The sequence below is a fragment of the Bacteroides sp. AF25-5LB genome (assembly GCF_003602965.1).
Classification (GTDB): Bacteria; Bacteroidota; Bacteroidia; order Bacteroidales; family Bacteroidaceae; genus Bacteroides; species Bacteroides uniformis.
In genome coordinates, this window is record NZ_QTMC01000020.1 from 20,674 (window position 1) to 35,027 (window position 14,354).

A 14,354-nucleotide genomic window follows, 5' to 3' on the forward strand; every position below is an offset into this window, starting at 1 on the left:
CTAATTGGCTGCGCTGTCACGCCGAAAGGTCATTGGCACATTGGCATATCAGCACATTATAACCCCAGTTGAGCCGATATTTCCAACATCCTCTTAATCGGTTTCACTGCTTTTTCTGCAATCTCAGCATCCACCTTTATTTCCGGTGATTCGTTTTTCAAACAATCATAAAGCTTTTCCAGTGTATTCAGCCGCATGTAACTGCATTCATTGCAGGCACAAGTGCTGTCGTTGGGAGGAGCCGGAATAAATGTTGTCTGCGGGCATTGTTTCTGCATCTCGTGCAGGATACCGCTTTCGGTAGCTACAATGTAGCTCTTTTCGGGATGTGCCACTGCGTACTTCAGCAAAGCTGCCGTAGAGCCTACCACATCAGCCAGTTTCAAGACTGTACTCTTGCATTCGGGATGTGCCAGTACCACCGCATCGGGATGCTGCCGTTTTATTTCAACAATCTTTTCAACCGAGAATTCCTCGTGTACATGGCATGCGCCATCCCATAATAACATATTTCTTCCGGTAATGGAGTTGATATAATTACCCAAGTTCCGGTCCGGGCCAAAGATTATTTTCTCATCTTTGGAGAAGCTTTCCACAATCTGCTTTGCATTGGTAGAAGTTACCACCACATCGGTCACCGCCTTTACGGCAGCCGTTGTGTTCACATAGGATATCACCGTATATCCGGGATGCTCTTTGACAAACTGACTGAATTTGTCTGCCGGACAACTGTCTGCCAACGAACAGCCTGCCGCCATATCGGGCACCAGTACCTTCTTGTCGGGACAAAGCACCTTCGCCGTTTCTCCCATGAAGTGCACACCGCACATCACGATGATGTCTGCCTCCGTCCGGGCCGCCCATTGCGCCAAAGCCAGACTGTCGCCCACGTAATCGGCTATATCTTGTATTTCACCTTTCTGGTAGTAGTGTCCCAGAATGATTGCGTTCTTCTCCTTCTTCAGCTGCTTGATAGCTTCTATAAGATTATCCATAATTATATTTTTTAATTTCTCTTTCTTCTTTAAAAATCCTTTGATAGTAATGATAGGCTGTTAACAGTGTGGACAAATAAATACGATTTTTCTTGCCTATGAAGTTATTAGTATCAAGCTGAATTTTACTCTTATGCTTATAAACCGGGGTTTTTAAGTTTATCCGTTGATAATAAGACTTCTGCTAAACAGCATTAACATGTTGTTAATAATATGCAAAGTTAATAACTTTAGAGTTATAAACCGATGAAACCAGGCTGAAAAATATGTTGAATGAAGCCTGGAAAATTCTCCTTAACTTTTTTGGTTTGTTCGTTTCACTGCTGTAATATGCAGACCTTTGAATAATGCAAGGATTATTTTTAAAATTGTTTCCCTATTGTATTGACACCTTTTCAACGGTTATTAACCGGGATATAAACGGAAAAAAGTATCTTTGCAGGGAGATTTAAAAGTATATTGTCATGCGTAAACTGAAGATAACTGAACTGAATCGTATTAGTGTAGAGGAATTTAAGGAAGCCGAAAAACTGCCTTTGGTAGTGGTATTGGATAATATCCGCAGTCTCCATAATATAGGTTCCGTTTTCCGTACTTCGGATGCTTTCCGCATCGAGTGCATTTATCTTTGTGGCATTACAGCTACCCCACCCCATCCGGAGATGCACAAGACAGCTTTGGGAGCGGAATTTACCGTAGATTGGAAATATGTTGATAACTCTGTTGAAGCTGTTGATAACCTAAAATCCGAGGGATACATCGTTTATTCTGTAGAGCAGGCGGAAGGTAGTGTGATGCTGGACGAACTGGTGCTGGACAAGACTAAAAAGTATGCTGTGGTAATGGGAAATGAAGTGAAGGGTGTTCAACAAGAAGTGATTGACCATTCGCACGGTTGCATTGAAATTCCTCAATACGGCACAAAGCATTCGTTGAATGTATCGGTTACGGCGGGTATTGTTATTTGGGATTTATTCAAGAAACTGAGATAATAACAGGGCTGTTAATAAGCTGTCAATATATCGGGTTTGTTGGAGCTATATAGGTATGATGAGAGATTTTATGAACAGTGGTTGATTATAAAAATCAATCACTTTATTTATTGTAAATTAATGCTTTATCTCATAATCTATCCTTTTTGTTAACCATGTATTCAACACATATCGGTTGTATGTAGAAAACTTGCTGTACAGTTGGTGTCTTTTCTTATTTTTTGTATATTTGCTGAATATATATAAATCATATCGATATGAAAAAGATAATATCTTCATGGATAGGCATTTTTGTAGGTTGTACTATTCTGGCAGCAGGTTTTGTTTACTTTATCAATCCTTATAATCTTGTTCCTGGCGGGGTGTATGGAGCCAGTATTGTGCTTCATAATCTGTTTCCTTCTATTCAGGTAGGTACTTTCGGTTATATGTTTGATATTCCTTTGCTTATCATTTCCGTGCTGGTACTGGGAGCAAAATTGGGAGCACGTACTATCGTGGCGGCACTATTCACTCCGCTTGCCATGAATGTGCTGTCTCTCCTCTCCTATCCTTCTGAAGAAGCGCTCCATCAGTTGGACCCTACACAGTTGCTGGGTGGCAGTCTGAATATGTCCGACCATTTGATGCTGACTTCTGTGATTGGTGCGGTGGTTATCGGTATAGGCTGTGGTATTGTAGTGCGTAGCCGGGCTACTACAGGAGGTACGGATATTGTGGCGATGATATTGCAGAAATATTGCCATATACGTTTTTCAAAGGCGATACTGCTGGTAGATGGTATTGTGGTGGGATTCGGCCTATTGGTTATCGGTTTCGGTATCGGAAATCCGGATGATGCTACACAACCTTCGTGGCATTTGTCTTTCTATTCACTGATAGCTATTTTTGTCACTTCGAGGGTATTGGCCTATGTGATAAATGGGGAGAAGAATGACAAGATACTGTTTGTCATCAGTGATATGCGCCTTACCGCTTTGCACGACTATATTCTTAAAGATTTGGACCGTACAGCCACTTGCATCAAAAGTAGTGGTCTTTATACCAATGTAGACAAGGAAATGCTGTTTCTTGTGGTGAGTTACAAGGAAGTGGTAGGTATCAAGCAGAAGATAAGGGAAGTAGACCCAAAGGCTTTTGTAGTGGTTACCGATGCTTATGATGCATTTGGTGAAGGTTGGAAAGAGCTTCCGATGGCAGGAGAGGTACAACCCGAATAGGTAGTAATAAACAATTGTTCATTCTGTTATTAACTGAATATATAGCTTAATATCAATTGTTTAATAACTGATTATTTATGTTGCTAACATAGTTTTCAACATGGTGTTAACGATAAGTTTTTTGTTTGAATGAACGGTATTGTTGCGAAGTCGATGATGTGGAACTTATGGCATGGTTGCCATAAATTGAGTGCAGGTTGCAAGCATTGTTATGTTTATCGTGGTGATGCCCGGCGAGAGGTGGACAGTTCGGTGGTGGTGCGGACAAAAAACTTTGACCTGCCTTTGCGTAAAAAGCGTAACGGAGAATTCAAGATACCACCTGGAACATTTGTCTACACCTGCTTTACTTCCGATTTCTTTGTGGAAGATGCTGACAAATGGCGGGCCGAAGCATGGGAGATGATGCGTTGCCGCAGTGACCTGCATTTTATGATGATTACCAAGCGTATAGACCGTTTTTCTGACTGTCTGCCCGATGATTGGGGAGACGGATATGATAATGTAACCATCTGTTGTACGGTTGAAAACCAGGCTTGCGCCGATTATCGCTTGCCCATCTATGAGAGGGCTCCCATAAAGCATAAGATAATAATCTGTGAACCGCTGCTGGAAAGGATAGATTTAAGTACTTATGCTGTTGGCGAATGGATTGAACAGATAGTTGCAGGGGGAGAATCCGGTTACGAAGCTCGTCCGTGTGATTTTGAATGGGTGATGGACCTTCGCAGAATTTGTGTGGAAAATAAAGTGGAGTTCTGGTTTAAGCAGACCGGCTCTAAGTTCGTCAAAGACGGAAAGACATATGATGTGAAACGCCAGTTTCAACATTCGCAGGCACGCAAGGCGGGAATAAACATCAGTTTATAATTGTCCGCTTTCCACCATCAATATCACCCGTTCGGTCAATGCATCGTCTCCCATAGGGTCGTATTGCTTCTTTAGACTAGCGCCGAAGAGTGCGGCAAAAGTCTGGTAGAAACCGGCTTTGAAAGGGCCCATAAAAGCTTTTACCAGTTCATATCCGGTGGAGTTGGTCTGTCGGTCTACCAGTTTTATCAACAGTTTGCCTTGGGCAAAGGTAAGTTTCTTCATGCGGGGAGTGTATTGCTCCTTCAAGCTTTTCTCTACTGCTTTCATGTGTTTCTGGCGGGCTTTCTCGGTGGGCAGGGTCATCATGTATTCGTAGGTTTCAATGATGGCACGGTTAATCTCCTTGGAGATGGGAAGTACCTTCTTTACGTCACGAATGAGTTTGTAGTACTTGTTCATGTCGCGCTTGTTCTTGAATTTAAGCGGCTTGAAGATGTAGACAGTGGGGAGCTTGACATAAGGGATGGTATCTCCTTCGTAAACGCACATGGGAGTAAGATAGACACTCTTTTGCGCAGCAGACTGTGGTTGCTGCTGTGCAAAACATTTCAGGCTTCCGAGAGAAAGAAACATGATGAGTATTACTATGTTAAGCCTTGCGTTCATGTTGCAAAAGTACACCATTCTGTGTAATGTTGTTGCATCATGTTGATTTTTCCTTGCTCAATTAACTTATTTAAGGTAACTTCGCTTCCCAAAACATGAAAGTGATCTACTATTAATGGAATTACTCAAGATAGGAGTTTTTGTAAGTATGCTGTCAATGACTCCTATGCTTGAAGCTCAAAATATATCCGGCCTTCAGAAAGAACAGCCTTTACTTCTTTTGGAAGAAAATTTAGAACAACTTTCCATCGGGAATGAGGAAGAATACGGTTGGGAAGATGAATTGGAGGAGTTGTCCCGACGTCTGCAAGAGCCTGTCAACCTCAATGCCGCCACTAAACAGCAATTGGAGCAGTTTCCTTTTCTTACGGATATACAGATAGAGAATCTTCTGGCTTATGTCTATATATACGGACAGATGCAGACCATTTATGAATTGCAACTGGTGGAGGAGATGGATAAACGTACCATCGACCTACTGCTGCCCTTTGTCTGTGTGCGGGCAGTGAAAGCGGGTAGGGGGTATCCTGCTTTAAAATCTATACTGAAATACGGGAAACACGAAACATTGGCACGTTTGGATGTACCGTTCTATATCCGTAAAGGATATGAGAAGAATTACCTGGGACCTTCCCTTTACCATTCTTTGCGCTATAATTTTCATTATGGAGATTATCTCCAAATAGGCGTGACGGGAGAGAAGGATGCCGGAGAACCCTTCTTTGCCCTGCACAACAGAAAAGGCTATGATTACTATTCTTTCTATTTTCTGATAAAGAATCTGGGGCGGCTGAAGGCTTTGGCATTGGGCAATTACCGTCTGAGCTTCGGGCAGGGACTGGTACTTAGTACGGATTTTCGTTTAGGAAAAACATTCTCTATGTCTACAACAGAATATCGTACCGGAGGCATCCGTAAGCATAGTTCTACTGATGAGTACAATTATTTCCGGGGAGTGGCGGCAACGGTGGGAGTATTGCCTTACTTGGATATTTCGGCTTTCTATTCGCATCGCTCCATGGACGGTGTGGTGGAGGATGGCGAGATAACTTCCATTTACAAGACAGGGTTGCATCGCACGCAGAAGGAGGCAGATAAAATGAATGCCTTTGCCTTGCAGGTAATAGGTGGAAACATGACCTATGAAAAGAACTCTCTGAAGGTGGGAGTGACGGGGATTTACTATTTTTTCGACCGTCCTTACAAGCCTCGGTTGAACAAGTATGCAAAGTACAATCTTCATGGAAGTAATTTCTATAACGTGGGCATGGATTATAGGTATCGTCTGGGCCGTTTGGTGTGGGTGGGGGAGGCGGCAACCGGCAGTAAAGGCTATGCGTTGCTGAACCGGCTGAAGTATAATCTTTCTTCCGATTATCATCTGCTACTTGTTCACCGGTATTATTCATATGATTATTGGACTTTGTTTGGGCGTTCCTTTGGCGAAAGCAGTATGCCGCAGAATGAGAACGGATGGTATCTGGCAGCAGAGGCCACACCTTTCGCCCGGTGGAAGTTTTTCGCTTCATTGGATATGTTTTCTTTTCCTTGGTGGAAATACCGTATAAGTAAGCCCTCAAAGGGAGTGGATGCCATGTTTCAGGTTACTTATACTCCTCGAAAGAGCCTTTCGATGTATTTTAATTATCGGTACAAACAGAAAGAAAGAGACGTGACGGGTACAAGCGGTGCAGTTATCGAACCTATCTATCACCATAAACTCCGTTATCGGCTGACCTATATGCCGGGAAGATATATCTTTCGTACTACAATAGATTATAACCACTTCCGTCAGCAGGATGGGGAAGGGTATCGCTTTGATAGACGGCAAGGTTATCAGTGTACTCAATTTTGCTCGTACACTTTCCCCTTCCCTCTGTCAGTTTCCGTGCAGGGAACCTGGTTTCATACGGACGATTACGATTCGCGTGTTTACGCCTCCGAGCGTGGATTGTTATATACTTTCTATACCCCTTCCTTCTATGGCAAAGGGTTCCGTTACTCCGCTCATCTGCGATATGATTTGAGTAAGAACTTCATGTTTCTTGCCAAATTCGGACAGACGGTTTATCAGGATAGGGAGACGATTGGTTCGGGCAATGATGAGATACCGGGAAATAGGAAAGCGGACTTGCAGATGCAACTGCGTATCAAGTTTTAGAAACTGTTTTAATTTTATTTCAGTTTTCTTCTGAGGCAACCTGAAAAATAAAATTAAAACAGTTTTTTAGAGTCTTCTCTTTATCTGTCACTTTCTTCCAACATGAAAATTTCATTTACAGTCTTTCCGAATATCTCTGATATTTTCAATGACAGCAAGGTGGAAGGGACATACTTTCCCGATTCTATGGCATTGATGGTTTGCCGGCTCACTCCTATGGCTTCAGCCAATTGCTGTTGGGTCATATGCTTGATGGCTCTTTCTACCCTTAATGTATTAGTCATTGTTGCTCCTCCTAAATTTATAAAGTTCAATGTTGTACTTTATGATGAACAGAAACAATATCATGAACAAGTCTATAAATACAAAATTAAGATATTGCATGTCATAAATCAGCATAGTGCATACTATCAGTAGGGAATACGCTGTTATGGTAGCCCAGATAAGAGAGTTTGAACGAATATTGGCAATGCATTCATCTTCGTCCTTTTCTTTTGAGAAAGCTATGAACAAGAGTGAAACCGTAAGCCCTATCATACTCAACTCGTCGAATAAAGAGTTCTTGATAATACCCCAGGGAATTACTGACAACGCGTTTACCTTCAACCAATCTTCATTGCTGCCGTCGAAAAGGCAGATGAAGGACGTGATGGCGAATGGGACAAATAAACACCAACCTATCTTTCTGAAAGTGGTTGGAAATAAATAGTTCTTTCTCATAATACTATGCATTTAGATGTTATCTGCAAATGTAATGTGTACTTTATATATAAACAAGTAAAATAGATAAAATGTAATGTATGATTTACTTTTTTAACATGAAATGTATGCTTTATAAAGGGAATATTTTCTTTTATGGGTAAACTTTTGCAAGCCGAACATTGCCAGATACCATAGTTTTCACTTAACTTTGGAGCGGTAAGATTGTTTAAGCATTAATCAAACCGTAAATCGTCAAATCATAAATAGTATGACTGTCATTTATCCATCTCCCATATTCGGTCCCGTTCATTCTCGCCGTCTGGGAGTATCTTTGGGAATAAATTTATTGCCGGCAGACGGCAAAGTATGCACTTTCGACTGCATTTACTGTGAATGTGGCTTCAATGCCGACCATCGTCCCAAACAGCCGTTGCCTACGCGCGAAGAAGTCCGTTCGGCCCTTGAAGCCCGTCTGCGGGACATGCAGCAAAACGGACCTACACCGGATGTTCTGACTTTTGCCGGTAATGGAGAACCGACGGCACATCCCCGTTTCCCCGAAATCATAGAAGATACACTTGCCTTGCGCGACAAGTATTTTCCGAATGCAAAGGTGAGCGTACTGAGCAATTCTACCTTTATTCATCGTCCTGCCGTATTCGAGGCTTTGAACAAGATTGACAACAACATCCTTAAACTGGATACGGTGGATGAAGAGTATATCCGTGTACTTGACCGTCCTACCGGACATTACTCCATCCGGGAGATTATAGAAGGGATGAAAGCGTTCAAAGGGAACTGCATTATCCAGACCATGTTTCTCAAAGGAAGTTATAAAGGACAAGATATGGATAATACATCCGATAAATTTGTTCTTCCCTGGCTGGAAGCTGTCAAGGAGATTGCTCCCCGCCAAGTGATGATTTATACCATCGACCGCGAAACGCCCGACCATGATTTGCAGAAGGCCACCCGCGAGGAACTGGATCGCATTGCGGAACGGATACGGGAAACGGGTATACCGGTAAGTGTTTCTTATTAATAATATACTTATGAAATCAATAGCAATTAAAGATTTAAGCGAGAACTTCTTCGAAGTGATAGGCAAAGAGTGGATGCTGGTTACGGCAGGCAGTAAAGAACATTTCAACACCATGACTGCCAGTTGGGGAGGTATTGGCTGGCTTTGGAACAAGCCGGTGGTGTTTGTCTTTATACGTTCCGAGCGCTATACGTATGAGTTTATGGAGGAGAACGAATATTTCACCCTTTCTTTTTTAGGAAAGGAAAATCGGAGCATTTACAACCTTTGTGGCAGTAAATCGGGTAGGGAAGTGGATAAGGTAAAGGAAACTGGTCTGAATCCTATCGTTACCGAGCGGGGAAACATTCTCTTTGAGCAGGACCGCCTGGGATTGGAGTGCCGCAAGCTTTTCATTACCGATATGAAAGAAGAACTCTTTCTCGACCATTCCGTCTACGAGCGTTGGTATGGCGGTGACCACGGTGGATTGCACCGGGTTTATGTAGCCGAGATTGTAGATGCCTGGGTAAAGGAATAGCTCCTTTACCACAGCTTCAAGTCATATTCGGCTTCCACCTTCTCTTCTATTTCATCCGGAAGGGCGGGGAAGAAGTCGATACCTGTAATACGTTCCACTTCGTCCACTGTATTGACGTAGCTGTCCAACGGATGATTGCCTGATGCATTCTTATAAATGAAGCCGATTGCTTTGGGGGGATTGCTGTCTGCACACAGAACGACCTTGAAGAATGCTTCGGGCACTGTAATTTTGTGCTTCTTACCAATGGTGCGGTGACGTTGGTCATAGAGAATAGGACCGCATACAATGTATATCTTGCCTTCTTCTTGTGCCCAACGGCGGCATGACTCTTCCAGTTCTTTCCAGTCGCCACGGTTTAGATTGTGGTTCTGCGGGCAAATGTTTGTCATGTAGAAGCTCTCTTGCATGGCTTTCCAGTGCCAGCGGTTGTCACCGGCCGGACACATATGTCCGCGGTCCATGCCGGCTCCTTTGTAGTCATCGGTGGTTACTGCCTCGTGCTCAGGCAGGTCGGGGTCGGGCAGGAACTTGTCTGTACGGCTTTCACGCTCCACCAGTTTTTCGGGAGTGAGTTCCCAGGCTACCCAGTTGGGTATCTTTAAATCCTTGTTGTAGGATACTGTGTAGCCTTTCCGCTGGAGAATCTGTTCGGAGACGTTCTTCAGCTTTGCCGGTATTTCAAGGCGTGTGCCTGCCGTGAGTTCTATCTTGGCAGGCGTAGAACTCTTTTGCCTGGCATCCGAAAGTATCTTTGCAACGGGTTCATAGGCAAGGCAGACCGCACATATAAACAATATAAGATAATAGACGCCTTGCGATTGTTTCTTTTTTTTTCGTGCCATGCCGGGATTAGTGTTGGATAATTATTTTGGCCCTTTCCAGTGCCACATTTATGTTCGGACAGATATTTTCTTCGCCCAACAGCTCATAGAAGCCCGATTTTTCCAGTACCTTATGTACCTTTTCATTGACACCGGAGAGCACAATGGTTATTTTTTCCTTTTGGGACATCTCACAAAGGCTTGTCAAGTTGTGGATACCGGTAGAATCGATGAACGGAACTTTACGCATGCGGATGATGCGCACTTTGGGGCGGTCGCCCAGCCGCGCCATGATTTCTTCGAATTTGGTGGCGATGCCGAAGAAGTAAGGACCGTTTATTTCATATACTTCCACATCCTCGGGGATTATTAGGTGCTCGTCATTGCTTGCAATGTCCGATTCTGCATTCGGGTCTATTTCATCTTTGATGACGGATATTTCGGTAGTCTCCATGACGCGGCGCATAAACAGCACGCAGGCAATCACCAGACCTACTTCAATGGCAATAGTCAGGTCGAAGATGACGGTCAGGAAGAAAGTAATCAGCAGTACCGTGACATCCGATTTAGGATTCTTCAATAATGCCTTGAACGTACGCCAACCGCTCATGTTATAGGATACTATGACCAGTACACCCGCCAGGCAGGCCATTGGTATATACTGTGCCAGTGGCATGAGAAACAGTAGGATAAGCAGCAACACCACTGCATGAACCATACCTGCTACGGGAGTTTTTCCTCCGTTGTTGATGTTTGCCATGGTACGCGCGATGGCTCCGGTGGCAGGGATACCGCCAAACAGCGGGGTAGCCATGTTGGCAACACCTTGTGCTATCAGTTCCGTGTTGGAATCGTGTTTGTCGCCTATCACACCATCAGCTACGGTGGCAGACAGCAAAGATTCGATGGCACCCAGTACAGCGATTGTAATGGCTACGGGGAACAAGTTCTTTATCGCTTCCCAATCCAAGGCAGGCATCACGGCATCCGGCAGTTCGGCACGGATGCTGAAACGGTCGCCGATGGTATCGATACAGTCAATGCCTCCATATACTTTCATCAGCCAGACTGCCACTGTCACCACGATGATGGCAATAAGTGACCCTGGAATCTTCTTCGAGAACCGCGGTGTAATGGCAATGATGAAGATGCTGACAATACTTACAATCGTGTTCCACCAGTTTACGGTATCGAAATGTCGGAAATAAATCATCCATTTTCCTACAAAGTCTCCCGGAACTTTCTCTCCTCCGAACGTCAACCCGAAAATGTCGGCAATCTGCGTGGTGAAGATGGTGACGGCAATACCGCTTGTAAAACCTACGATGATGGGATAGGGGATAAACTTAATGACAGCTCCCAGCTTGAAAACTCCCAGCAGAATAAGCAGTACGCCTGCCATCAGTGTGGCGACAATCAGCCCCGATTCACCGTATTGCTGGATGATGCCATAGATAATGACGATGAACGCACCGGTCGGTCCTCCAATCTGTACCTTGCTTCCACCCATCAGAGAGATGATGAAACCGGCTATGATAGCCGTAATGATACCTTTCTCCGGTGATACGCCGGAGGCGATACCGAATGCAATGGCAAGCGGGAGGGCAACGATACCTACAATGATACCTGCCATCAAGTCTGCCATGAACAGTTCTTTAGAGTAATTTTTTAAAGCCGTGTATAGCTTTGGTCTGAATCCGAACGCTTTCATTATAATCTACTTTTTTATACGTTTTTTTATACAGAATGTAATGTATATATTGCAAATTGCCTGCAAAAGTAGATAAAATAATGGATATTAGTGAACACAACTGTGATGTATTTTGTTTTCCTTATCAGATATGTGCTATTAATTATGCTAAAATGCCTTTTCGGATTATCGGTGAAGATAGATTCTTTCTATAAGACGATAAATGAATCAGATGGGGCAGAAGTGTGGTTATTTCAAACTAAATTCGTAATTTTGTGTTGTTTACGAACAGTACGAACGACATTTATACGTAATTATATTAACTAATAAAAAAAGAGACTATGGCTAAAAGTGTTAAAGGAACTCAGACTGAGAAGAATCTGCTGACTTCATTCGCTGGTGAATCACAAGCAAGAATGCGTTACACTTATTTTGCAAGTGTAGCCAAGAAAGAAGGTTACGAACAAATCGCCGCTATTTTCACAGAAACGGCTGACCAGGAAAAGGAACACGCTAAACGTATGTTCAAGTGGTTGGAAGGCGGTATGGTAGAAATCACCGCTTCTTATCCTGCAGGTGTTATTGGCACTACCCTGGAAAATCTTCAGGAAGCTGCTGCCGGCGAACACGAAGAGTGGTCATTGGATTATCCTAAGTTTGCTGATATTGCAGACGAAGAAGGTTTCCCCGAAATTGCTCTTATGTACCGTAACATCGCCATTGCCGAAAAGGGACACGAAGAACGTTATCGCGCTTTTATCCAGAATATAGAGACTGCCAGCGTATTTGCCAAGGAAGGTGAAGTGGTATGGCAGTGCCGCAACTGTGGTTTCATCTACACCGGTAAGGAAGCTCCTCAGGTATGTCCGGCTTGCTTGCATCCGCAGGCTTACTTCGAAGTAAAGAAGTCAAACTATTGATAATGTCTCCTGCTTGTGCAGGTATGGATAACGGGAAACGCCCGGATGCTTTCTTCAGAGCATCCGGGCGCTTTGTTTAAATGACCATGTTCGTTTTCCGTGCCAGTATAGTGGCGCGAGTTTTACTTTAGTTACTTCCCGACGTGCGGATAGTCTATCGTATAGTGCAGTCCGCGGCTTTCCTTGCGTTCCATGGCTTGCTTGGTTATCAGGTATCCTACGTTTATCATGTTGCGCAGTTCGCACAGCTCCCGGGTAGCCTTGCTACGCTTGAAGAGTGCTTCTGTCTCCTCGTAAAGTATGTCCAGTCGGTTCCAGGCACGTGTCAACCGGGTATTGCTGCGGACAATACCTACGTATGCCTCCATAATCTGGTTTACTTCCTTCATGCTTTGTGTGATGAGAACACGTTCTTCGGTGGAGATGGTACCTTCGTCGTTCCATTCGGGGATGTCTTCGTTGAAGTCATAACGTTCCAGCACGCTCAGTGCGTGTTTGGCTGCCGCGTCGGCATAAACCACGGCTTCAATCAGTGAGTTGCTTGCCAGACGGTTGCCGCCATGCAGTCCAGTGCACGAACATTCGCCGATGGCGTACAGACGGCGGATGCTGCTCTGTCCGTCCAAGTCCACCTTGATACCACCGCAGAGATAATGGGCGGCGGGGGCTACCGGTATGTATTCCTTTGTAATGTCTATACCGATGCTGAGGCATTTCTTGTATATGTTCGGGAAATGCTTTTTGGTTTCTTCGGGGTCTTTGTGTGTGACGTCCAGATACACATGGTCTTCACCGCGCTGTTTCATTTCGTTGTCGATGGCACGCGCCACGATGTCACGCGGGGCCAGTGAGAGTCGCGGGTCGTACTTCTGCATGAATTCTTTTCCGTCTTTGGTGCGCAGCACGCCGCCATAACCACGCATGGCTTCGGTGATGAGGAACGAGGGGCGGTCTCCCGGATGGAAAAGGGCTGTGGGATGGAACTGGATGAATTCCATGTCTTTCACTGCTCCCTTGGCACGGTAGACCATGGCAATGCCGTCTCCCGTGGCTACCAGCGGGTTGGTGGTATGGCGGTAAACGGCTTCGCAACCGCCCGTTGCCATGATGGTGACTTTGGAAAGGAAGGTATCCACCTCGCCCGTCGCTTCGTTCAGCACGTAGGCACCGTAGCACTTGATGCCGGGGGTATGGCGGGTAACGATGATTCCCTGGTGATGCTGGGTAATGATTTCCACAGCGTAATGGTCGGTCAGTACGGTGATGTTGGGGTGTTGCTTCACAGCTTCGATGAGGCTGGTCTGTATCTCTGCACCCGTATTGTCCTTATGGTGGAGGATGCGGAATTCGGAGTGGCCGCCTTCTTTGTGCAGGTCAAACTCTCCGTCTTCCTTTTTGTCGAAGTTCACTCCCCATTTAATGAGCTCCTTGATTTGTTCGGGAGCATTGCGCACCACCTTCTCTACGGCTTCGCGGTCGCTTATCCAGTCGCCTGCAATCATGGTGTCCTCGATGTGCTTCTCGAAGTTGTCCACAGCCAGATTGGTGACGGAAGCGATACCTCCTTGTGCAAAATAGGTATTTGCTTCTTCCAGACCTGCCTTGCAGATAAGGGCTACTGTCCCCTTGTGCGCCACTTTCAGCGCAAAACTCATACCGGCAAGCCCGGAGCCGATAACGAGGAAATCGAACTTTCTTACCATAGGATTTAGTGTTTATCGCTGCAAAACTACAAAATAAGTACATTCCTTGTTCATTCCGTAGGGATTTATTCGTAAAAAGACCTACCTTAGCGGCAAAAATCCGATA

Annotated in this window: 14 protein-coding genes; 7 read left to right on the forward strand and 7 right to left on the reverse strand. The window is 44.6% G+C overall.

Annotated elements, in window-relative coordinates:
* Nucleotides 1-56 precede the first annotated feature (56 nt).
* Nucleotides 57-995 (reverse strand): quinolinate synthase NadA, encoded by a 939-nt coding sequence (nadA, locus tag DWY57_RS17800; RefSeq protein WP_119962183.1) that lies wholly within the window; start codon nt 993-995, stop codon nt 57-59.
* 464 nt (nt 996-1,459) lie between these two features.
* Between nadA and DWY57_RS17805 the strand changes: the two genes are divergently transcribed.
* The 3 genes from DWY57_RS17805 (at nt 1,460) to DWY57_RS17815 (ending at nt 4,077) form a co-directional block, all read left to right on the forward strand.
* The gene (locus DWY57_RS17805; RefSeq protein ID WP_005833966.1) at nt 1,460-1,987 is read left to right on the forward strand and encodes an RNA methyltransferase; all 528 of its coding nucleotides are present in this window, start codon (nt 1,460-1,462) and stop codon (nt 1,985-1,987) included.
* A 257-nt stretch (nt 1,988-2,244) separates the two neighbouring features.
* Nucleotides 2,245-3,207, forward strand: a complete 963-nt coding sequence (locus tag DWY57_RS17810) for a YitT family protein (RefSeq protein WP_005825206.1) — start codon at nt 2,245-2,247, stop codon at nt 3,205-3,207.
* A 129-nt stretch (nt 3,208-3,336) separates the two neighbouring features.
* Nucleotides 3,337-4,077, forward strand: a complete 741-nt coding sequence (locus tag DWY57_RS17815) for a DUF5131 family protein (protein ID WP_117599929.1) — start codon at nt 3,337-3,339, stop codon at nt 4,075-4,077.
* On the opposite strand, the gene DWY57_RS17820 is transcribed toward DWY57_RS17815, so the two are convergent.
* Entirely contained in the window at nt 4,072-4,704 is a 633-nt protein-coding gene (locus DWY57_RS17820; protein WP_005833968.1) for a DUF4294 domain-containing protein, read from the reverse strand. The two genes, DWY57_RS17815 and DWY57_RS17820, sit on opposite strands and share 6 nt — an antisense overlap.
* 97 nt (nt 4,705-4,801) lie before the next feature.
* On the opposite strand from DWY57_RS17820, the gene DWY57_RS17825 reads away from it, so the two are divergent.
* The gene (locus DWY57_RS17825; protein ID WP_117599930.1) at nt 4,802-6,847 is read left to right on the forward strand and encodes a helix-hairpin-helix domain-containing protein; all 2,046 of its coding nucleotides are present in this window, start codon (nt 4,802-4,804) and stop codon (nt 6,845-6,847) included.
* Between the two features lie 80 nt (nt 6,848-6,927).
* Here DWY57_RS17825 and DWY57_RS17830 read toward each other — a convergent pair whose 3' ends face one another.
* Nucleotides 6,928-7,131 carry a helix-turn-helix transcriptional regulator gene (locus DWY57_RS17830; RefSeq protein WP_008662275.1) on the reverse strand — a complete coding sequence of 68 codons (204 nt, stop codon included), beginning with the start codon at nt 7,129-7,131 and terminating at the stop codon, nt 6,928-6,930.
* Nucleotides 7,124-7,567 (reverse strand): hypothetical protein, encoded by a 444-nt coding sequence (locus tag DWY57_RS17835; RefSeq protein ID WP_117588639.1) that lies wholly within the window; start codon nt 7,565-7,567, stop codon nt 7,124-7,126. Before DWY57_RS17835 ends, DWY57_RS17830 begins: the two co-directional genes overlap by 8 nt.
* Nucleotides 7,568-7,817: 250 nt before the next feature.
* Here DWY57_RS17835 and DWY57_RS17840 point away from each other — a divergent pair, with 250 nt between their 5' ends.
* Together DWY57_RS17840 and DWY57_RS17845 are read left to right on the forward strand one after the other, a co-directional pair.
* Complete coding sequence (locus DWY57_RS17840) at nt 7,818-8,591, forward strand: radical SAM protein (RefSeq protein WP_057281510.1); 774 nt, start codon at nt 7,818-7,820, stop codon at nt 8,589-8,591.
* A gap of 10 nt (nt 8,592-8,601) precedes the next feature.
* Nucleotides 8,602-9,111 (forward strand): flavin reductase family protein, encoded by a 510-nt coding sequence (locus DWY57_RS17845; RefSeq protein WP_009037517.1) that lies wholly within the window; start codon nt 8,602-8,604, stop codon nt 9,109-9,111.
* Between the two features lie 5 nt (nt 9,112-9,116).
* Here the strand turns inward: DWY57_RS17845 and DWY57_RS17850 are convergent, their stop codons facing one another.
* Together DWY57_RS17850 and sulP are read right to left on the reverse strand one after the other, a co-directional pair.
* Nucleotides 9,117-9,956 (reverse strand): DNA/RNA non-specific endonuclease, encoded by an 840-nt coding sequence (locus DWY57_RS17850; RefSeq protein ID WP_008662282.1) that lies wholly within the window; start codon nt 9,954-9,956, stop codon nt 9,117-9,119.
* Between the two features lie 7 nt (nt 9,957-9,963).
* A complete protein-coding gene (sulP, locus tag DWY57_RS17855; RefSeq protein ID WP_117599932.1) occupies nt 9,964-11,646 on the reverse strand; it encodes a sulfate permease in 1,683 nt (560 codons plus the stop codon).
* A gap of 320 nt (nt 11,647-11,966) precedes the next feature.
* On the opposite strand from sulP, the gene rbr reads away from it, so the two are divergent.
* A complete protein-coding gene (rbr, locus tag DWY57_RS17860) occupies nt 11,967-12,545 on the forward strand; it encodes a rubrerythrin (RefSeq protein WP_005825226.1) in 579 nt (192 codons plus the stop codon).
* 131 nt (nt 12,546-12,676) lie between these two features.
* Here rbr and nadB read toward each other — a convergent pair whose 3' ends face one another.
* Nucleotides 12,677-14,248, reverse strand: a complete 1,572-nt coding sequence (gene nadB / locus DWY57_RS17865; RefSeq protein ID WP_016272212.1) for an L-aspartate oxidase — start codon at nt 14,246-14,248, stop codon at nt 12,677-12,679.
* Between the last annotated feature and the right edge of the window lie 106 nt (nt 14,249-14,354).